The sequence below is a fragment of the Citreicoccus inhibens genome, assembly GCF_019039035.1.
In the GTDB taxonomy this organism is placed as follows: Bacteria; Myxococcota; Myxococcia; order Myxococcales; family Myxococcaceae; genus Citreicoccus; species Citreicoccus inhibens.
In genome coordinates this window covers 98641-118616 of record NZ_JAHNZT010000010.1, presented here as the reverse complement: position 1 = coordinate 118616, position 19976 = coordinate 98641, and the positions used below count along the sequence as shown (strand labels likewise).

The window sequence follows — 19976 nt, the reverse complement described above, 5'->3', positions numbered from 1 at the left end:
TCAGGAGAACAGCTCGAGCAGGTCCTGGCGGGTGATGGAGGTCGCGGCCGACGCCTCACTGAGGGCGGCCTCGAAGAGCGCGCGCTTCTTCTCCTGGAGCCCGAGGATGCGCTCCTCCACGGTGCCCTGCGACACCAGTCGGTACACCATGACGGGTCGCTCCTGCCCGATGCGGTGCGCGCGGTCCGCGGCCTGGGCCTCGGCGGCGGGGTTCCACCAGGGGTCCATGAGGAACACGTGGTCAGCCGCGGTGAGGTTGAGGCCCGTGCCGCCCGCCTTGAGCGACATGAGGAGCACCGGAGCGCCGTCCGCGCCCTGGAAGCGCGCGGTGACGTCGCCTCGGTTGGCGGTGGTGCCGTCGAGCCGGTCGAACGCGATGCCCGCGGCCTTCAGGTGTGGCTCGACGAGGTCCAACAGCGACGTCCACTGTGAGAACACGAGCGCCTTGTGGCCCTCGGACACCGCGGTGGTGAGCGCCTCCACCAGCGTCTGGACCTTGGAGGACGTCGCGGCGTGCTGCCCGGGCACGAGGGCCGGGTGGCACGCGGCCTGGCGAAGCCGGAGCAGGGCCTCCAGCGCCTTGAGGACGCTGCCGCCTTCGTTGAGCAGGGCGACCACCTCGGCGCGCGTCGCCGCCATCACCGCGTCGTAGACGGAGCGCTCGCGCTCATCCAGCGACACGTGCATGACGGAGTCGGTGCGCGGCGGCAGCTCGGGGGCGACGTCGCGCTTGAGGCGCCGCAGGATGAACGGGCGGATCCGCTTGCGAAGCTGCTCCGCCGCGCCGGGGCGTCCCTCCGAGATGGGCTGCGCCACCTTCTCGTCGAACTGGCGCCGTCCGCCGAGCAGGCCGGGGTTGGCGAAGTGCATGAGGCTCCACAGCTCCTCCAGCCGGTTCTCCAGCGGCGTGCCGCTGAGCGCCAGTCGGAGGTTCGCCTTGAGGCCGAAGGCGGCGCGGGCCACCTGACTCTCGGGGTTCTTGATGGCCTGGGCCTCGTCCAGCACCACCGCGTTCCAGGCGCGGCCCGCCAGCACGGCCGCATCCAGGCGCAGGATGGCATACGTGGTGAGCGTGACGTCCGCGCCCTCATCCAGCGCGCGGCCGGGGCCGTGGTACGTGCTGACCTTGAGCGAGGGACGGAAGCGCTGAAGCTCCGCGGCCCAGTTGGGCAGCACGCTGGTGGGGCAGACGATGAGCGAGCGAGGCCCCAGCACGCACAAGGTCTGGAGCGTCTTGCCCAAGCCCATGTCGTCCGCGAGGATCCCGCCGAGCCCCGCGTCGCGCAGGAAGGCGAGCCAGCTGACGCCCTGCTGCTGATAGTGGCGCAGCGTGGCGGTGAGGTCGGCGGGGAGGGTGGGGGCCGGGAGCTTCTCGAAGCCCTCGACCAGTGGCGCCAGCCGGTCGAGCCCTGGAGGCGGGGGCTGCTCCAGCGTCTCGCACAGCGCGGTCAGCTCGGGCAGCGCGTGGTTGGACACGCGACCATCCGCCTGACGCGCGGCGAGCAGGTCCGCCACGCGCTGGCCATTCTTGTCGAGCCACGCGCGCGGCAAGGGCGCCCAACCGCCTCCGTCGAGCGGCACGAGACCCAGTCCCTCGGTCCAGGCGCGGAGCACGGCCGCGGCCTCCACGGTCTGCGTGCCGCCCTTGCCGCCCTCCACCTGGAACTCGAGGGTGAAGCGGACATCGGGGACGCCCGACTCGGAGGCCCCGCCCTCGACGCGCAGCGACGGCAGGAGGCGGACGTTGGGGCTGACCACGCCCGCCGCGTCACCGGTGAGGTCGCCGCGCCAGCGCCGCAGCTTGTCCGCGAAGCGCACCATCTCCTGCCCCTGCACGGTGAGCCGGCGCCCGGGGACGAGGTTCAGCTCCTCGCGGAGTTGATGCAGGAGGCGCTGCTCGGCGGCCTCGTCGCGCAGGGGGACGGCGCCGCGCAGGTAGACCATGCGGCCCGCGTCCACGCGCACCGTGGGCGGCGCGCCGTAGACGAGCGTGGGCAGCACGGACAGGCCAGAGTCGAGCTGGTTCAGCTCCATGAGGATGCGCGGCTTGAGGTCGCGGTCGATGGGCGGCAGGCGCTTGCTACGCACCTCGACGGGGATGCGGCGGCCCAGCTCGGGCAGGACCTTGGAGGTGATTTCTCCAAGCTGCTCGGGCGCATAGTTCCGGACGATGGGCAGGTGCTGGAGCCACGGGCCCGTCATGGCCGTCTCGCCCAGTCGCGCGATGGCATCACCACACAGCGCGACGCCGGGGCTGAGGATCTCCTCGACGCGCGCGTCCTTCATGACGCTCACCACGAGCTGACCGCCGCGGTCCTCGACGACGGCATGCGGAAGCACGGCCTCGCCGGCGATGGCGACGGGACGACCATCCAGGAGCACGTTGCGCGAGGGCTCCAGGACGCGCAGCAGCGCCTCCAGGGACTCGGGCGAGATGGCGCCTCGCGTGCGGCGCTCGAGGAGTCGATCCGCGAGCAGGTCGGACTGCTCGACCTGGAGCGTGGCGGCCTGCGCGGGCCGGGCGAGGATGGCGGCGATGCTGCCGTCGAGCGGCTCCTCGGAGCCGTCCGCGTGCGCGAGGGCGCGATGCAGTTGGAGGCCGCCGTCCACACGGGTGAAGCGGTACACGATGCGCGACCACTTGCTCGCGGCGGGAGCCAGCGGTGTCTCCTGCTTCTCGGCCTGCTGGATGGAGATGGCCGCGGCGACGACGTGCTCGCAGGGATCCACGCGGCTGGGGCAATCGCACTCCCACGCCTCGTCGTTCGGGTAGAGCGCGACGGTGAGGGCCACGGGCCGGCCCGGTGAGCGGACGCGAAGTTCTATCTCGGACGCCGTCTGGGACTGGAGGACCACGGCGCCCGCGCGCGCGAGGTTGACCCCGTTGGACCAGATGCCGGGGCGGGCGGCCTTACGGACGGCTTCGAGCAGTTGAGCGGTCGCGGACATGGGAGGGGCGACTCCCTACGCTCAGCGGGCGCGGGGCGCAACGGCCATGCGGCGCGGGCCCCCCGTTCGTTGCTGGATGCCACACGAAGCGGCCTCCCGCGCCGCGTCTCCGAGGGAACCGGGAGGAGGGTGGGGCGGTGGGTACTCGGCTCGTCGGTCCGCTGAACTAGAGTGTCGCCTCTTCCCGATTGAGGGTCCTCGCCCGGAGTCCTCGCATGTCTCCCCGCCGCGTCCTGGGTTTGCTTCTCGTCGTGTGGGTCAGCGCCTGTTCGGAGCCCGAGCCGCCCAAGCCTCCCGATGGGCCAGGCCAGACGGATGCAGGGCATCCCCCCGTCGTAGACGCCGGAAGTGACGGCGGCGCGCGGGACGACGCGGGCACCCCGGTGGATGCAGGCCCGGATGATGCCGGCTCCCCGGTGGATGCGGGCACCTCCGATGCAGGACCGGATGGTGGATCCACGGTCGATGCGGGCACTTCGGACGGTGGCGCCACGATTGACGCCGGCCACGAAGGCGGCGCGAATGACGCGGGCACTTCGGACGGTGGCGCTGCGTCTGACGCGGGCCATGGGGGTGGTTCGCCCGATGCGGGGGCCACGGATGCAGGCGCTTGGGATCCGCTGACGGTCACGACCGCGTCGCCGGTGGATGGGTATGTCGGTCGGAGCTACTCCGCCGAGCTGTCGGCGTCAGGAGGTGTGGCGCCCTATTCGTGGCAGTTGGCCTCGGGCGCGCTTCCCTCGGGCCTGGTCTTGGGCTCGGCGGGGACGCTGTCGGGACAGCCGGAGGTGACGGGTTCATTCGAGTTCGTGCTCGAAGCGGTGGACGCGGTCGGTGCGCGCGCGCAGGGCGCGCTCCATATGACGGTCCATGCGCCTCCGGTCCTCTCGGCGGTGGCGCCGCAGCAGGGCTACGTGGGGGATGTGGTGTCTCGGACCTTCGTCGTCTCGGGAGGCAAGGCCCCGTGGGCGTTCACTTCAGTAGGGATACTCCCCGCGGGACTGACCCTGTCCACGCACGGGGAGCTGCAGGGGTCACTCTCGCAGGTGGGGGCGTCATCGTTCGAGGTTCGCGTGAGCGATGGCAACGAGGTGTCCGACACGCTCACGGTGTCGTTCGATGTGGTCGCGCCGCCCCAGGTGAGCTCGCAGTCGCTGCCATCGGGGGCGGTGGGCAAGTCCTACCAAGGCGTGCTGAGCGCCACGGGAGGTCGGGCGCCGTTGACGTGGGCGTTCTCGGGCGCGCTGCCCACGGGGCTCTCGCTGTCCGCGTCGGGGGTGCTCTCGGGGACGCCGACGACGGTGGGCACCTCGACGTTCACGGTCTCCGTGGTGGACGCAGGCAACCGCACGGATTCGCGAGGCGTTTCGGTCACCATCCAGAGTGCCGGCGCGCAGCTCTTCACGGTGGGACAGTGGAACCTCGAGTACTTCGGAGACGCGACCCAGGGGCCCATCCACTCCTCGTCGGGCGGAGGGACCTCCGATGACCTGCAGATCGCCGCCGCGCGCGATGTCCTTCGCGACACGCGGGCGAACCTGTGGGGGCTCGTGGAGATGGTGGACACCGCCGACTTCGACGCGCTCAAGGCGCAGGTCCCGGGGATGCAGGGCTTCCTGGCCAACAACCCGGCCTTCGTTCCGGGCGGCGCGACCTGGTACAGCACCAACGAGCAGAAGCCGGGTGTGCTCTACGACAACACGCTCACCTTCGTGAGCGCGGGCATCATCCTCACTGAGTACAACACCGACTTCAGCGGGAGGCCTCCGCTTCGCGTGGACTTCACGACGCCCCTCGACGGCGTCGAGTCACCGCTGGTCGTCATCGTCCTCCACATGAAGGCGTTGGACGATGCGACGTCGCGGGATGCGCGGCAGCGGGCCAGTGTGGCCCTCAAGGGGTATCTCGACGCGAACCTCGCGGGCGCGCGGGTGCTGGTCCTCGGCGATTGGAATGACGACGTGGACGAGTCCATCTCCCATGATGGCGCGGGCAATGTGCTGCCCACGCCGTATGCGAACTTCGTGGAGGACCCCGCGCACTACACGTTCGTGACGCGGCCCTTGTCGCTCGCGGGGCAGCGCTCGGTGATTGGCTTCGAGGGCGTGGTGGACCACACGCTCATCACGGAGTCGCTGGCCGCGCGCTACGTGGCGAACTCCGCGCGGATCCTCGCGCCGGATCAGTGGATCCCCGACTACGAGAATGTCGTCAGCGATCACTACCCGGTGGTGAGCGCCTATGCGCTGTCGGGGCAGAGCGGGCCCTCGCTGCGGCTCAAGCAGCCGCAGGGCGGGACGTATCAGGGGGGCAGCACGGTCGCGGTGGTGTGGGCGGCGTGGGACGTGGCGGACGTGCGTGTCGAGGCCTCGCTGGATGGGGGCTCGACGTGGGGCGTGCTCGCGGCCTCGGTGCCCGCGGAGGAGGGCCGTTATCTGTGGACCCTCCCGAACGCGGACTTGAGCAATGTCTGGGTGCGTGTGGTGGACGTGTCCTCGCCGTCGCGCGTCGCGGTGAGTGCTTCGCCGCTCGCGGTGGTCTCGGGGCCGGCGCGGGTCTTCATCAACGAGTATCTGGCCAATGAGCCCATCGTGGATGGCGGCACGCAAGGCGACCCCGACTACGAGTTCGTCGAGCTGGTCAACGGCAGTCCGTTCGCGGTGGACCTCTCTGGGTGGTCGGTCTGGGACAAGCAGCTGTCGCGGCACGTGTTCGCGCAGGACACGGTCCTGGGGCCGGGGCTCTCGTTCGTCGTCTATGGCGGGGCGCGCGGAGTGCCACCCGGCGCGGTTCGCTCGGTTCCGGCTTCGACGAAGACGCTGGGCCTCAACAACGGGGGCGACACCGTGGAGCTGAAGATGCGGGACGGTGGCTCGGTGGACAAGGTGGACTACACGAGCAGCGTCCGCGCGGTCTCCGACAACCGGGATCCGGATGGAACTCGCGATGGGGGCTTCGTGCGCCACACCGCTCTCAATCCGGACCTCAACGCGTCCCCGGGGCTCCGGGCCGACGGCGGCGTGTTCTGAGCCGCTACGCGCTCCTTGTCTCACCGGCCCTGCGCTCGAAGAGGGCCTTGCCGGTGCGCTGGAGCCAGGCGTCGAAGGACAGCAGGCCCGCGTGTCGCGTGCGCAGGCCCGCGATGTCCGCCTTGCCGCCGTCGTCGTTGGCGAAGTCCACCAGCTTCAGCATGTCGGGATTGCCCGCCAGGAGCTCACGGGGAACCTGTGCGTAGGTGATGGCGCGGCCCAGGGCGCTCCCGATGGCCTGTGCCATCTGGGGCCCCGTCAGTCGATCGCCGGCGAGCTCCAGCGCCTCTCCGATGAAGCGCTCCGGTTGCGCGAAGGCGAGCGCGGCGAACCTCCCGATGTCCTCCACCGCGATGAGCTGGAGCCCCCGGTCCGGCTGGTTCAAGAAGCGGAGCACTCCCTCGGGTACGCCGAACTCGGGTTGGGCGAACAGCTCCATGAAGGCCATGGGGCGCAGCACGGTCGCTCGCAGCCCGAGGCGCGCGATGTGCTGCTCAATCTCCCACTTGCTCTCGTAGTGGCTCGCGCCCGTGCCGCGCTCGGCGCCGCCCGCGGAGGTGTAGACGAGGTGGCGGATGCCCGTGGCCTTCGCCGCGTCCGCGACGTTCTTGCCGAAGCGGATCTCATCCGCTGACGTCACCCCCGCGGCGACCTGCCCCTGGCTGGGCTGCACGCTGAACACCCCGTGCGCGCCCCGCAGCGCCGCGTCGAGCGAACCCCGATCGCCCATGTTGCCCGGCACCAACTCCACCCCCGCCCGAGCCAGCGCGCTCGCCGCCTCGTGCGCGGGATGGCGCACCAGCGCCCGGACCTTCCAGCCCTCCGCCAACAGTTGGCGCACCGTCGCGCCCCCCTGCTGCCCCGTCGCACCCAAGACCACGATGACTTCGCCCGCCTTGCTCATGTGTGTCTCCCTCCGGTTCCCCCGGCTGGCGCGCCACGGTAGGCAAGCGGGCGGCCTGAATATAGATGACCAGTCGTCTTGAATCTCGAATGGGAATGGGGGCCAGAGGGCCTCGGGTGCTTGACGCGTCCAGACGACCGGTCGTATTCCGGGGGAATGCCCAGACCCAATGTTCGGGAGAAGCTCGTCGCCGCCGGCCTCAAGACGTTGCTCCGGCAGGGCTTCAACGGGTGCGGGGTCCAGGACATCACCGCGGCGGCCGGCGTTCCGAAGGGGTCGTTCTACAACCACTTCGAGAGCAAGGAGGCGCTCGGCGTCGAGTGCATCAATCGCTACCTGGAGGGCCCCGACGCGCGCGCCGCGCTGCTGACGGATGCCTCGGTGGCGCCTCGCGAGCGGCTGCGGCGGTACTTCTCCGTGGCGGTCGAGACCCTGGTGGCGTGGAAGTTCGAGCGCGGGTGCCTCCTGGGGAACTTCGCGGTGGAGATGGCGGACCACAGCGCGCTCATCCGCGAGCGGGTAGCGCAGGGCTTCACCGCGTGGTGCCAGGAACTGGAGCCGGTGATTCAAGAGTCCCAGCGCGCAGGTGAGGTCTCCGACAGCGTGTCCGCCGCGACGCTGGCCGCCTTCCTCATCAACGCGTGGGAGGGCGCGGTGCTGCGCAGCCGGGCCGACAAGAGCCGCGCGGCGCTGGATGACTTCCTGCGCGTCGCGTTCGACAAGGTGCTTTGCTGAAGGGAGTCCCATGACACCGCGCGGGAGACGACACCTGCTCGTGGGCGTGCTGGCGCTCGTGGCGTGGGCCAGTTGGTTCGGGGAGGTCGTGGGCCTGCGGGGATGGGCCGGGCTGGAGTGGCTGCTGCACTTCCCGCTCGCGGCGGTGTCCGGGTGTCTGCTCGCCGGGGTGGCCTCCTGGGTGCCCGTGCTGGATGCGCCCGTGTCGCGCGCGCGACAGGGCCTGGCGCTCGTGATGGCCTCGGCCGCGTCGCTGGGGGCCTTCGTCCTCACACGCGATGTGGCGGGGCTGCTGGGGCCCCGAGGCTCGGGCGTGCTCTTGCTGGGCGACTCGCTGTGGTGGGTGTGGGCCCGGGTCGCGGGGGAGCTCGTCTTCGCGCTCACGCTGGCCAGCGTGAGCGTGGGCGGGGCGCTGCGGTGGGCGGGCGCGCCCATCCGGTGGCGGACCGTGCCGCTCTTGGCCGTGGGCATTGCCGCCGTGCCCACGCTGAGCTGGCTGTCGATCCAACTGCTTCCCGCGCTCAACGGGCGGCAGGATTTCATCCACGCGGTGAAGATGGGCTACCCGCTGTTCTGGACGGTCCTCGTCGTCAACGCGGCCGTGTCGCTGGGGCGCCAGCCCGCGTCCGCCTGATGTCGTATCCAGCCCCAGGCAGGGATTTGGATACACTCAGGGTATGACACGCTCGAAGAAGCTCTTGTTCCAGATTCCGGTGGTGGTCGCGGTGCTGGGCGTGGGAGTCGCGTGGAAAGCCGGGGCTGGGGAGTGGTTCCACCCGACGGGCATTGACCGGGAGCTGCCGCAGGAGTCGGCGGACTGGTCGAGCACGCAGTGTCAGCCTCCGCGCCTGCGCACGCCCGGCTATGGCGATGACGCGTCCGCCAAGGATGAGATGGTGGGCTGCGAGCTGTATGTGGTCCGCGTCCAGGAGGTGCGGGACGAGGGGGCCACGCGCAACCGCCCGCCGCGCGTGCGGCTCGCGGTGGAGGAGGTCCTCCGTGGCCCCGCGCGGACGGAGCCCATCCCTGCGGTGTTCACCCCGGAGATGGGGAAGATGCGCTGCGGGACATCCGTGCTGGCGGATCGCGCCGCGGGCGTTCCGGCCGAGCACGTCGCGGGCCCGCCGGTGGGCGCGCGCCTCATCGTCGCGGGAGGCTGGAACGCTCGCCAGAGCTGGTTCGAGGTGCATGGCGAGCGCGTCTGGGCCTACGGCGACGCGAAGCGCACCGAGCTGCTGAAGCTCGCGCAGGCCACGCCGGCCGTGCGCTGAGCCGGGGGCTTCAGGACGCGGGCTGCTTCAGCAGCGTGAGCGACTGGTACGCGCTGCCGTCCTGGAAGGCGCCCAGGGCCTTGGAGTCCTTCTCCAGCTTGGTCTGCACGGCCTTGGGCAGCTCGGCGTAGAGGTCCTGGCCGAGCAGCTCCTCGATGCGGTCCACCGGGACGCGGGTGGACTCGAGGAAGGGGATGATGTCCTCCTTCTTCGAGGGGCCCTGCTTCGTGTTGGGCACGAGGTAGGCGAACATCGTCAGGTTGCCGTTGGGCAGCTCCAGCAGCACCGTCTTGAAGTTGTGCGTGGGGACGCCGATGCGGCGCGTCTTCGAGCCGGTCGTCTCAATGGACTCGGGCGGCAGCGGCTTGCCCTTCGCGTCCAGGAACAGGTTGCCGGTGAGGATGTACGCCTTGCCGCCCGTGGCCTTCACGAGCCCCGACACGCCCTGCTCCAGCGTGCGCCACACCTGCTGGTTGTGGTTGCCGTACTGGGGCGCGATGTTGGTCATCAGGTGGCTCTCGTCCATGGCCTCCTGCGTGGGCGAGTCCTCCGCGGGCTTCATGTGGCCGCGGTCGAAGCCGGTGTTGTTGTAGTCCGAGTCCGTGACGCCCTTGGAGCCCAGCACGGGGTCTCGCGTGAAGGTGCTCTTCGAGCGGTTGACGGTGGCCGGCGTCTCGCGGATGTCCGACGCGGAGAGCATGTAGCTGACGAACGTGGGGACGTTCTTGCCCTGGTCGAGCGACGCGCGGGAGTACTCCTTGATGAGCGCCATGCCGCTGTCGCTCTTCCCGGTGGCCTGGGGGCGGAGCGGATCCACCTCACCGGAGCCCTCCGCGACGCGGCTCTCGAAGACGGCCGCCTTTTGATCCGGCACCCATTGGGTGTCCTTGAGCTTGCCGGCCTTGGAGTCGTTGATGAAGGCGTTCAGCTCGTCCACGGTGAGCTGCCCGTCGCCGTTGCCGCTGAGCTTGTCGGCGCGCTTGGCGACCGCCGCCTGCCACTTCGTATCGAACGCGTCCACGTCCGCGGCGTGGGCCCCGCCCTTGAGCTTGGCGTCCAGCGCGGCGCGCTCCTTCTGGAGCGCCGTGGAGGTCAGGAACTGCGCGTCCGTCGGCGCGGCGAGGTAGCTCTCCAACTCGGAGGCGGACACGCTGCCGTTGCGGCCCCGCGCCTTCGCGCCGGCGCCGTCCGCGGCCTTCATGAGGCGGCCCTGCCAGCTCGCGTCACTCCAGCCGAACTTCTGCTGGAGGTCCGAGATGGCCACCTCCTTCGTCTGGCTGCGGTTCCAGGCGCCCCCGGTCGCGGTGAGCGACGCCACGGTGGGCTTGGGCGGGGGGGACGCGGCGGCGGTGGGGCGAGGAGTCGAGGCGCGCGTGGTGGCTGGAAGCGTCATCCGGAGGTGTCCTCGTGGCCTGAAGGCTGGGTGCGCAGAGCGCCCCCGCTAGGACATCGTCGGCGGAAACCCTCGCCTGGTTGCGTCACGGCGCGCTTTTTCCTGCGAATCCCCCTCGATGCGCGGGGGGCGCGCGGCGATCACCTGGAATTCGGCTTCCGGGGCGGCGGGGTGGTGGCGGGCTGGGAGCGCTGGAGGGTGTGGACGATCTGCGCCTCGGCCTGGAGTCGCTCCACGTAGTCGGGGGCCAGGCCGGCGCGCTCGGCGCAGAGGGCGAGGGCGACGAGGAAGGCCTCGCTCACCGGCCCGTTGGGGGCGGGGCCGGGGCGGGCGGGCGGCGTGAAGGCCTGGGCGGACAGGGTGGCGCCCGTGGCGGTGCGCACGCGGACGGAGCGCGCCTCGGTGGCCTCGGCCATGACGGCCTCGAAGCGACCGATGGCATCCCAGGACTCGGTGGGGAGGATGCGCAGCCGTCCCAGCAGGCGGCGTCCCGGCGCGTCCACCAGACGGGCCACGCGGCCATTCCAGGCGGGGGACGTGACGTCATAGACGAGCTCCACGTCGAGCGCCTCGGCCAACTCCCCCTCGGGGAGGGCGGGGATGGGCGGCAGGCCCGCCCGGTGCTCTCGGGCCAACGCGGGGGACAGGTCCAGGGAGAAGGCAAACCAGGGGCGCGTGGAGGTCGGGCCAGGAGGCATGCCCCGGAGTCTCATCGAAAGGCGGGGAGGGTGCCAGCGTGGCGCGGGGAGGGACGCGGTGGGGAGACGCCCGCGTCCCTCAAGCGCTCAGTGCGTCACGGACCCACGGCGAACACGAGGTCGTCCTGGTCGTCGTACGAGACCGAGCCCGTGCCGCACGCGGCGGCGGAGCCCTGGTAGCGGAAGCGCGCGCGCACGGCCTGGAGCGAACCGGCGGGCAGCGTGTACGTCGCGGACAAGGTCTGCGCGCCGGCCACGGTGGGAGACAGCGTGCCGATGAGCGTCCACGTGGGGCTGTTCGCGTTGGCCGCGTAGTAGAGATCCAACTTGTCAGAGGAGTACGAGGAGTAGGCCCACACGGTGGCCTCGACCTTGACCTGCTTGCCCGCGCCGAACGCGGTTCCGTTCACCGAGCTGACCTTGATGCGGTCGTTGGACTCATCCGCGTGGTACGTGCCGGACGCGCCATCCGCGCAGGGGGAGCCCGCCAGGGTGTTGGGCGCGTTGGTCTCGGCGGGGCTCATGGTGCCGCGGCCGGTGAGCAGCGTGCCCGAGTCGCACGCGGTGCCCACGCTGGCGCAGGCGGGGGCCTTGAGCGTGGCGTTGTAGACGGCGGTGAAGACGGTGTTGGCCACCGTCACCGTCACGGCGCTGCTCGCCGTGGAGTTCCCCGCCCCGTCATACGCGACGGCGGAGACGGTGTGGCTGGCATTGCTGGCCGTGGTGGAGTCCCACGCGTAGCTGTACGGAGAGGAGAAGTCCGAGTTCACCACCGCGCCATCCACGAGGAAGTCCACGCGGCTGACGCCCACGTTGTCGCTGGCCGTCGCGGACAGCGTCACGGAACCGGAGACGGTGCCGCCGGTCGGCGCGGTGAGCGACACGGTGGGAGGCGTGGTGTCCGGCGGGCCGCCGCCACCGACGACGCCCTTGGCGAGCTCGGCCATGTACGCGGCGGCGATCTTCGCGAACTTGAGGGCGTTGTCCGCCGTGCCACCGCTGCTGTTGGCCAGCGTGTCATTGGCCGTGTGGATGTACGGGTTGTACTCGCTCATCAGCGCCTCGAACGGGATGGACGCCGGGTAGCCCTGGCTGGTCCACGAGGCGTGGTCCGAGCACGCGTAGCCGCACGTGATGTTGGTCCACGTGTAGCCCGTGTACGTGTTGATGAGGTTGGTGAGGAAGGTGTTCTGCGCGGCGTTGGTGTTGTCGGTGACGATGGTCACCTCCCACGACGAGCCGCGGTAGTTGACCATGTCGAGTTGGAGCGCGCCCACGACGTTGGTGCCCGCGGTCTTGTACGCGGCGGCGATCTCCTTGGAGCCCTTGAGGCCGCCCTCCTCGCCGGAGTAGCCCATGAGCTTCACGGTGCGGGCCGGCTTGTAGCCCTTGGCCACCACCGCGCGGAGCACCTCGGAGAGGGTGGCGACGCCGGAGGCATCATCGTCCGCGCCGGGCGCGACGCCCGCCGTGTTGTTCAGGTTGATGGAGTCCAGGTGGCCGCCGAGCACGACGACTTCGCTGGGGCTCGTGGTGCCGGTGATGGTGAGGATGACGGAGGGCTGGGCCCAGGTGGAGTGTGTGAAGAGCTGCACGGAGATGTCCGAGCGGCCCGCCGCGATGTTGGTCCACTCGGTCTTCAGCCAGTTGGCCGCGTCCACGCCCGTCTGGGACGTGTAGTAGCGGTTGGTGAAGCTCGCCAGCGAGCTGATGGTGCCGCGCAGGGTGGACTCGCTCAGGCCGCCGACGAGCGAGTTGACCACCGCGGCGTTGTCGATGGTGTAGGCCACCGCGGTCGCCAGCGAGGTGGGCGTGGAGCGCAGCTCCGCGTTCGCCTGCTCTTGCGTGTCGTGCGTCACGAAGCCGCCGCAGCGGTTGAAGCGGTCGTGCATCACGCGCGCGATGACGACGAGCTGCGACTCGTGGACCTTGAGCACGTGGATGCCGTTCTGTTCGCGGCCCTCCACGCCCGCGCCCGAGTCCTTCAGTGCCGCTTGGACCTCGCTCACGGTGTCCGTGCCGAGCGTGACCCAGACCTCGCGGTCGGCTGCCCAGGCGGACGTCGTGGTGCAGCAGAGCAGCGTGGCGACGGCCGCCAGCCTCTTCCAGTACATGAACCCCTCCGGTGCGGGTTGAACCCGCGTGAGCCCTGTGCGGACGGGTGGACCCCGAAGCGCAGGGAGACTGCGTGCCCGGTGTGGCGGATTCAACGGCGCTACCCGCGCGCACCCCCGGCCCGACCCCGCGCGAAGCCCCCTGTTTTCGGCACGACACAAGTGCCCCGCATCCGTGCATGACCCAAGAGGGCGTCAGGCACCGCGGGTGGCGCATCCTGTGTAATACGAGATATGCACGTCAAGCGCGCGATAACAGCGAAGCATGGAAAATCTGACGATGCTCGCGAGGTGAGACGTGTAGGTCGTGTGTTGGGGGGAGCTGTTCGCGGCGCGACCGTTGCGCATGACGCACCGAGGTGAACGGCTGCGTCAGAGCGCCGGTGAGGCGCTCACGGCCATGCGCTCAGCGATGGGCTACGCGAATTCCGACTCGAACGCCGCGATGGCCTGCTCCAGCGTCGCATGCGGCGCGGAGCGCTCTTCGGGAGGCGTCTCGGAGAGCAACTCCCAGAACTGGCGCTCCAGCACATCGCGGTCCTTCTGACTGAAGGGCTCGCGCAGCCGGTCCGCGCTCTGTACCACGTAGCCGCCCTGGCCCAACACTTCCAGGCACCGATAGATGATCAGCTCGCGATTGGGCGTGCGGCGGATGACCTCGATGCGCTTGTAGAGGTTGGGCATGCCAGGGGGAGGACTACAGGAGCATCTCGAGGGGCATGGTCATGCCCGCTTCGAACTGGGGCGCATGGCGAAGCTGCTCCAACACGGTGGGGCTGGCGACGAGCGTCACCTGCGGCAGTGAGCCGGGCTCACTCATCCACTTCACCCCTCCCGCCAGGCCCTGTGCGTCCAGATAGCCCACCAGGGACTCGCGGAATCGTTGGCTCTCTTGCACGCCCCGCTCGTACACCGCCCGGCGGTCCAGGGACTTCGCTGCCTTCTTCACAGCCGCGCTCGCGCCTACAACGTCCCGAGGCATGACGATGATCTCAACCCACATCGGCCCGCCCTCCGTTGGCTCAACACACGAGAAGTCCGTCTCCCATTATCGCAGAGGGCAAACGCGCCGTTGCGTCTGGAATGACGCCGCGGCCCGTGAGTCCGTGGTTTTCATGTTTTGCCGGGCGGACATGGCGCGAGAAGCGCGTTTTGCTGCTCTCTTCGCGTGAGGTGGCGGACACTGACGCGCCGGTTCACGGCCGTCCGAGCAGCTCCAGCGCGGCGGTGGTGAGGGCCGAAACGCCGGTTCGCAGGGTGCGCTCACGGTCCGGCGCGAAGGTGGCGGAGTGCAAGGAGGGGAGCGGCTCTCCCGATTGCTTGGCCTGTGCGTAGCGCTGCGGCTCCACCGCGCCGAGCCACAGCAGCGTGGCGGGGATGCCCATCCGGCCGTACTCGGAGAAGTCCTCTCCACCCATGACGGGGGGCGCCGCGCGCAGGTTCTTGTCACCCAGCGCACGCGCCAGGGCGGAGACGAGCCGCTGGGTGAGCGCGGGCTCGTTGTAGGTGGCCGGCGTGCCCTCGGTGACGGCGATGGTGGGCGGACGTGGCGCGTTGGAGGCGAGGGCCTCGGCCTTGACGATGCGCTCGATTCCCTCGAGCAGCCGCTTGCGCACCTCGGGCTTGTACGAGCGGACGGTGAGCTGGAGCCGCACCTCGTCGGGGATGATGTTGTGCTTGGTGCCGCCGTGGATGGAGCCCACCGTCACCACCGCGGGCTCCAGCGGGTCCTTCTCGCGACTCACCAGCGTCTGGAGCGCGAGCACCGTGCGCGCCGCCATCACCACCGGATCCACCGTCGTCTGCGGGTACGCGCCGTGGCCGCCCTTGCCAAAGAGCGTGACGTCCACCGAGTCCACGCTCGCGAGCGCGAAGCCCGGCGTGTACTCCACCGTGCCCGCCTCGGCGGTGCCGCTGTCGTGCAGGGCCACCGCGAAGTCCGGCTTGGGGAAGCGCTGGAACAGGCCTGCCTCCAACATCTGCCGCGCGCCCGAGCCCTGCTCCTCTGCGGGCTGCGCCACGAGCATCACCGTGCCGCGCCACTGGCCGCGCGCGCGTCCAAGCAGCATCGCCGTGCCCATCCACGACGTCATGTGCACGTCATGGCCGCAGGCGTGCATCACCGAGACGCGCTGCCCGCCATCGTCCACCGCCGTCACCTTGCTCGCGTACGGCAACCCCGTCTTCTCCTCCACGGGCAGCCCGTCCATCTCCGTGCGCAGCATCACCGTGGGGCCCGCGCCGTTGCGCAACAGCGCCACCACGCCGTGGCCCCCCACCTGCGTCGTCACGTCGTAGCCCAGCGCGCGCAGCCTCGCCGCGAGCTTCGCCGCCGTCTTCTCCTCCTGCCGCGACAGCTCCGGCGCCTGGTGCAACTCGCGGTAGAGCTTGTCCAGGTCCGGGTACAGCGCGTCCAACGCCCCGAGCGCGGGAGGCGGCGCGGGCGTCTCTCCCGCGAAGGCGGGGAGCGCGCAGAGGGACATGACGGCCATCAGCATCGCGACGGGACGACGTGGCATCACCGGAGTGTCCTGGCGTGAGGGGTGGCGCGACTACAGCACGGTGGCGCGCGCGCTGCCCAGCGCGCCTCGGCGCCGCATCTTTCCGGTTGCCCGGGACCCGTGCGGTCGGCAAGGTAGCCCCGCAAGCGAACTGAACGGATGTTTCGTTCCCAGGGGCGAGCGATGATGGAGTTCCACAGAGGCCGGTTGTTCGATCACGTGCACATCCAGGTGAAGGACCTGGAGGCCAGTCGGCGGTTCTATCGCGCGGTGATGGAGGTCTTCGGGCTGACCCTCCAGCGCGAGGGGCCCACGTTCTTCAACACGGATGAGTTCTACGTCACGTCGGAGGGAACGCCGTCGCGCATCCACCTGGCGCTCCAGGCGCCGGACCGCGAGACGGTGCACCGCTTCCACCAGGTGGCCCTGGCCGCGGGGGGCCGCGACAACGGTGCCCCTGGCGAGCGCAAGTACCACCCGGGTTACTACGCCGCGTTCGTGTTGGATCCGGACGGCAACAACATCGAGACGGTGTTCCACGGCCCCGCGGAGCGCTCGGCCCCGTCCGTCGTCCTGCGGGCGCTCTAGGCTGCTCGATGAACGGGAGAGGGGCTCCTGGCGCATGCCAGGAGCCCCTCGGTGTCACGGGCCCTGCGGCTCAGGCTCCGGAGCGGGGCCGCGCTCCGGGGCCTGGAGCCTCAGCGCGCCGTCGGGGTCGCGCGGCCCTGCTTCGTCTGGGACGCCTTCCCGTTCGCCTTGGCGACCGCCGACGAGACGTTGAACACCAGGTCGTCGCGGTCGTTGTAGCTGCCGGACACGCACGCGCTCGTCGCCGTGCCGCCGTAGCGGAACTGCGCACGCACCGCGTGGTTGCCGGTGTTGGCGCCCACCGTCAGCGTGTACGAGAACGTCGTGAGCCCCGCGGCGGTGCAGGCCAGGTTCGTGGTCAGCGTGGTCCACGTGGGCGCCGTGGTGGCGTTCGTCGTGTAGTACAGGTCCAACGCGTCCGACGTGCCCCAGCAGTAGACGGTGACGTCCACCTTGACCTGCTTGCCCGGGGTGATGGTGCCCTCGTCCACGCTCTTGAGCGAGATGCGGTCGATGCTCTCGTCGGAGTGGTACGTGCCGGAGGTGCCGTCCGCGCACGAGGCGCCCAGCGTGTTGGGCTGGTTGGGCTCGATGCCGCCGGACAGCGTGCCACGGCCGTTGATGAGCGTGGTGCCCGTGTCGCAGCCACACACCGCGCCGCAGGCCGGGGCCTTCAGCGTGCTGTTGTACGCGGCGGCCACCGGGGTGCAGATGTTCGTCGTGGTGAAGCTGGACGCGGCGCTCCACGGACCCGCGCCACAGCTGTCCTTGGCGCGCGCGTGCCAGTAGTAGGTGGTGAGGTTGGAGAGCGCCGGCGTCACGTTCCACGCGCTGGTGCTCAGGCTGCTGGCGGAGCGGGCCACCGGCGAGAAGCTCGGGTCGGTGGACAGCTCGACGTCGTAGGTGGACGCGCTCGTCACGTCGCTCCAGTCGAGCGCCGCGTTGAGGGACACCCCCGTCGCGCCGCTGGCGGGGCTGGAGAGCGTGGGCGCCCCCAGCGTGATGCAGCCGCGCGTGGTGAACGTGCGGGTCGCGGACCAGGAGCTCGTGCCACCGCACGAGTTGGCCGCGCGCGCGTGCCAGTAGTACACCGTGTTCGCCGTCAGCGACGTCGTCACCGTCCAGTTGCTGCTCACCAGCGAGTTGGCCGAGGCCACCTTGTTGCTGAACGCCGAGTCGGTCGCCACCTCGACCTCGTAACCCGAGGCCCCGGAGACATCCGCCCAGTCCAGCGCGGGCGACAGCTCCACCGCGGTGGCCCCATCGCCCGGCGTCGCGAGCGCGGGGACCGTCGGCGCGGCGCACACCGGCGTGGTGCACACGCAGGCGCTGGCCGTGCTGTAGCAAGCGTTGGAGCTGGCCGCGACGACCGAGTAGCAGTACTGCCGGCCGTTGGCGACCTCCGGGTCGTTGTAGCTGGTGCCCGAGACGGTGGCCACGCGCGCCTTGCCGAAGTCGCAGCCCGCGAAGCCCTCCGTCTTCATCACCCAGTACTCGCTGGCGCCCGGGACGCTCGTCCAGTTGACGCCCACCTGGCTGTCGCCCGGCGTGACGGTCGCGGTGGGCGCGCTGCTCGGACCGGCGGAGCAGCCGGCGTTCACCGGCGCGGGCGTGGCGCACGCGATGTTGTGGCGGTTGTAGGCGGCGTAGATGGCCGTCATGTGCGGGGTGCCGTCGGCCAGGTTGCCGTTGTCGTCATCTGCGGCCAGCCACTGCATGTAGCCGTTGGTCGCGCCGCAGCCGTCGGACGTGCCGGCGGTGCAGTTGCACGCGTGCCACGTGCCCACGTTGCCGCTGCCCTGGTAGAACAGCTTGTTGCCCACCATGAAGGCGGTGTTGGAGTCGTAGTTGAACGGCGCGCCCGCCAGGTCGCGCGTCACGAGGTCCCACGCGGCCTGACGCACGGGCGAGGCGGCGCAGTGCACCTGCTTGCCGCAGGGGCCCGTGCCGGAGCTGCACATGGGGCACACGAAGTTCTGCGGGGTGGCCGGGACGTTGGGCGCGCTGGCGGCCCAGTCCGCGTCGCGCACGCCGGAGCAGCGCAGGTTGCACCAGGACTGCCCCGCGACCTGCGACTCCTGCTGGTTGTAGCCCGTTCCGTCCGGCGTCATGCCGCAGCCCGGGTTGGACGTCTGGAAGAAGCCGTAGCCCACGCACGAGGTCTGCAACCGGTAGATGGCCGCGATGTCCGCGTAGCCTTCGCTCGAGTTGCTGAGCGTGCCGTTGGCGTCGAAGTTGTCGATGCCGTGGCCCCACTCGTGATCGAAGACGGCGCCAATTTCGCCCGTGTTCCGGCAGCCACCGCCGCTGCGGTAGAAGTTGACCGTCGTGCCGTTCCAGAACGCGTTGCACGTGCTGTTGATGTTCACGTTGGCGGTGATCTGCCCCTGCAGCCACGTGTTGGTGGGCAGCCAGCCGCGCGCCACTTCCTTGATCTTGTTCAGCTCGTAGAAGCTGGAGCGGGTGGCCGCGGTGTTGCCCGCGGACGTGCCGGCCGGCACCACGCAGTCGTGGTCGTTGTTGACGCCGCCCAGGTCCAGGCTGCCCGTGGTGGACGTGGCGCTGAAGGCGCCGCACGCGTCGGAGATCTTCACGTACTTGCCCGACAACGTGGTCGACAGCGTTCCGGAGCTGTAGTTGTAGATGCCGGAGCCGTCCGTGTAGTTGTTCGGCGACGCGAAGCCCGTGTCCGCCCACGGCATCGGCGTGCCGGGCTGCATGGTGCCGCACGTGCCGTTGGACGCGCACACCCCGATGTTGGTGGACGGATAGACGCCGCCCTTCATGCTGGCATCGAAGTAGTGGTTGGCGTCCTCGAGCGCGAGCACCTCGCCCGTCTGCGCATCCACCGTCACCTTCCAGCGCTCCGACTCACCGGGGCTCTGGAAGCCATAGCTCCACACGAGCAGGTGGCCATATCCCTCGCCAAACGCCGCGCCGTCCTTCGAGAACGGGGCGATCTCCAGCGTGGGCTGCTGCCAGAGGCTGTTGGGCGCCAGCTGCCGGCCCACGAACGTGTTGCCCGCCGTCAGCGCCTCGCCCGAGGCCACCGCGGGCTTCGTGTCGATGCGCGCGTTCTTCCAGGACTCGGTGCCCAGGAGGATGAGGTTGCCGTGGCTGATGGTCGCCGCCACGCGCGCGTCGCGCACGGGCACGCCGTTGAGCACCTGCGGGATGTGCACCTGCCACAGGTGCGGCGCCACCTGCGTCACGCGGGGCGAGCCGAGCTGGAGCAGGTCCACGCCGATCGCGGCCTGGTTGTCCGCGATGAACTTGAAGACCAGGTCCGCCACCACCGACTCATCCACTCCACCCACCGAGCGGCCAATCTCCTCGCGCACCGCCTCCAGCGACACGCGGTTGTTGAATCCGTCACCCGGGATGAGCGGCACGGAGCCCTGGATGCCCGTGGGCGTGCCCGTGCGCGGATCCAGATAGACATTGAACCCGCTGCCGTTGCGCGCGAAGAACTCCGACCAGGCGTCCGCGCCCAGCGTCGGCATCAGCGCGCGGGCCTTCTGCAACGGCATGTTCTGTACGGGGAGGGAGAGCTCTGGCTTGTAGAAGGCCTTCGGAGCCAGGGCACTCTGTTGAGAGGGTTGGGGCTGCTGAAGGGCCTGCCCTGTGGCTGACAACATCAGGACAAGACAACACGCTGCTGACCTCAAGTGGCGCATGCGATTCTCCACTGCGGACGGGAGCCGTTAGGAGCTGCGTCGCTCCGGGATGGAGCGCCACCGGAGTAGCCGTGTCTCCGTTTAATTTGAATGTCGGCTATTCCTTAAAGTGCTTGA

Annotated in this window: 14 protein-coding genes; 5 read left to right on the top strand and 9 right to left on the bottom strand. The window is 70.1% G+C overall.

Features of this window, described 5'->3' with window-relative positions:
- Nucleotides 1-2949 carry a DEAD/DEAH box helicase gene (locus KRR26_RS15050; RefSeq protein ID WP_120207002.1) on the bottom strand — a complete coding sequence of 983 codons (2949 nt, stop codon included), beginning with the start codon at nt 2947-2949 and terminating at the stop codon, nt 1-3.
- Between the two features lie 215 nt (nt 2950-3164).
- Here KRR26_RS15050 and KRR26_RS15045 point away from each other — a divergent pair, with 215 nt between their 5' ends.
- Nucleotides 3165-5978 (top strand): putative Ig domain-containing protein, encoded by a 2814-nt coding sequence (locus tag KRR26_RS15045; RefSeq protein ID WP_217080152.1) that lies wholly within the window; start codon nt 3165-3167, stop codon nt 5976-5978.
- Between the two features lie 4 nt (nt 5979-5982).
- Here the strand turns inward: KRR26_RS15045 and KRR26_RS15040 are convergent, their stop codons facing one another.
- Nucleotides 5983-6882, bottom strand: a complete 900-nt coding sequence (locus KRR26_RS15040; protein WP_217080151.1) for an NmrA/HSCARG family protein — start codon at nt 6880-6882, stop codon at nt 5983-5985.
- Nucleotides 6883-7038: 156 nt separating this feature from the next.
- Here KRR26_RS15040 and KRR26_RS15035 point away from each other — a divergent pair, with 156 nt between their 5' ends.
- The 3 genes from KRR26_RS15035 to KRR26_RS15025 are packed head-to-tail and all read left to right on the top strand — an operon-like array spanning nt 7039 to nt 8888.
- Entirely contained in the window at nt 7039-7617 is a 579-nt protein-coding gene (locus KRR26_RS15035) for a TetR/AcrR family transcriptional regulator (RefSeq protein ID WP_217080150.1), read from the top strand.
- A 10-nt stretch (nt 7618-7627) separates the two neighbouring features.
- Complete coding sequence (locus KRR26_RS15030; RefSeq protein ID WP_217080149.1) at nt 7628-8251, top strand: hypothetical protein; 624 nt, start codon at nt 7628-7630, stop codon at nt 8249-8251.
- A 43-nt stretch (nt 8252-8294) separates the two neighbouring features.
- Entirely contained in the window at nt 8295-8888 is a 594-nt protein-coding gene (locus tag KRR26_RS15025; protein ID WP_120206992.1) for a hypothetical protein, read from the top strand.
- A 10-nt stretch (nt 8889-8898) separates the two neighbouring features.
- On the opposite strand, the gene KRR26_RS15020 is transcribed toward KRR26_RS15025, so the two are convergent.
- From KRR26_RS15020 to KRR26_RS14995, 6 genes are all read right to left on the bottom strand, one after another.
- Nucleotides 8899-10281 (bottom strand): DNA/RNA non-specific endonuclease, encoded by a 1383-nt coding sequence (locus KRR26_RS15020; RefSeq protein ID WP_120206990.1) that lies wholly within the window; start codon nt 10279-10281, stop codon nt 8899-8901.
- A gap of 140 nt (nt 10282-10421) precedes the next feature.
- Nucleotides 10422-10979 carry a gamma-glutamylcyclotransferase gene (locus tag KRR26_RS15015; RefSeq protein ID WP_217080148.1) on the bottom strand — a complete coding sequence of 186 codons (558 nt, stop codon included), beginning with the start codon at nt 10977-10979 and terminating at the stop codon, nt 10422-10424.
- Nucleotides 10980-11074: 95 nt separating this feature from the next.
- Nucleotides 11075-13093, bottom strand: a complete 2019-nt coding sequence (locus tag KRR26_RS15010; RefSeq protein WP_217080147.1) for a M20/M25/M40 family metallo-hydrolase — start codon at nt 13091-13093, stop codon at nt 11075-11077.
- 417 nt (nt 13094-13510) lie between these two features.
- Nucleotides 13511-13777: a hypothetical protein gene (locus KRR26_RS15005; protein ID WP_120206984.1), complete on the bottom strand. Its 267-nt coding sequence runs from the start codon at nt 13775-13777 to the stop codon at nt 13511-13513.
- A 13-nt stretch (nt 13778-13790) separates the two neighbouring features.
- Entirely contained in the window at nt 13791-14075 is a 285-nt protein-coding gene (locus tag KRR26_RS15000; protein WP_233577090.1) for a hypothetical protein, read from the bottom strand.
- A gap of 214 nt (nt 14076-14289) precedes the next feature.
- Complete coding sequence (locus KRR26_RS14995; RefSeq protein ID WP_120206980.1) at nt 14290-15612, bottom strand: amidohydrolase; 1323 nt, start codon at nt 15610-15612, stop codon at nt 14290-14292.
- A 168-nt stretch (nt 15613-15780) separates the two neighbouring features.
- Between KRR26_RS14995 and KRR26_RS14990 the strand changes: the two genes are divergently transcribed.
- Nucleotides 15781-16182 carry a VOC family protein gene (locus tag KRR26_RS14990; protein WP_120207128.1) on the top strand — a complete coding sequence of 134 codons (402 nt, stop codon included), beginning with the start codon at nt 15781-15783 and terminating at the stop codon, nt 16180-16182.
- 110 nt (nt 16183-16292) lie between these two features.
- Here the strand turns inward: KRR26_RS14990 and KRR26_RS14985 are convergent, their stop codons facing one another.
- Nucleotides 16293-19859: an endopeptidase gene (locus tag KRR26_RS14985; protein ID WP_120206978.1), complete on the bottom strand. Its 3567-nt coding sequence runs from the start codon at nt 19857-19859 to the stop codon at nt 16293-16295.
- Nucleotides 19860-19976 lie beyond the last annotated feature (117 nt).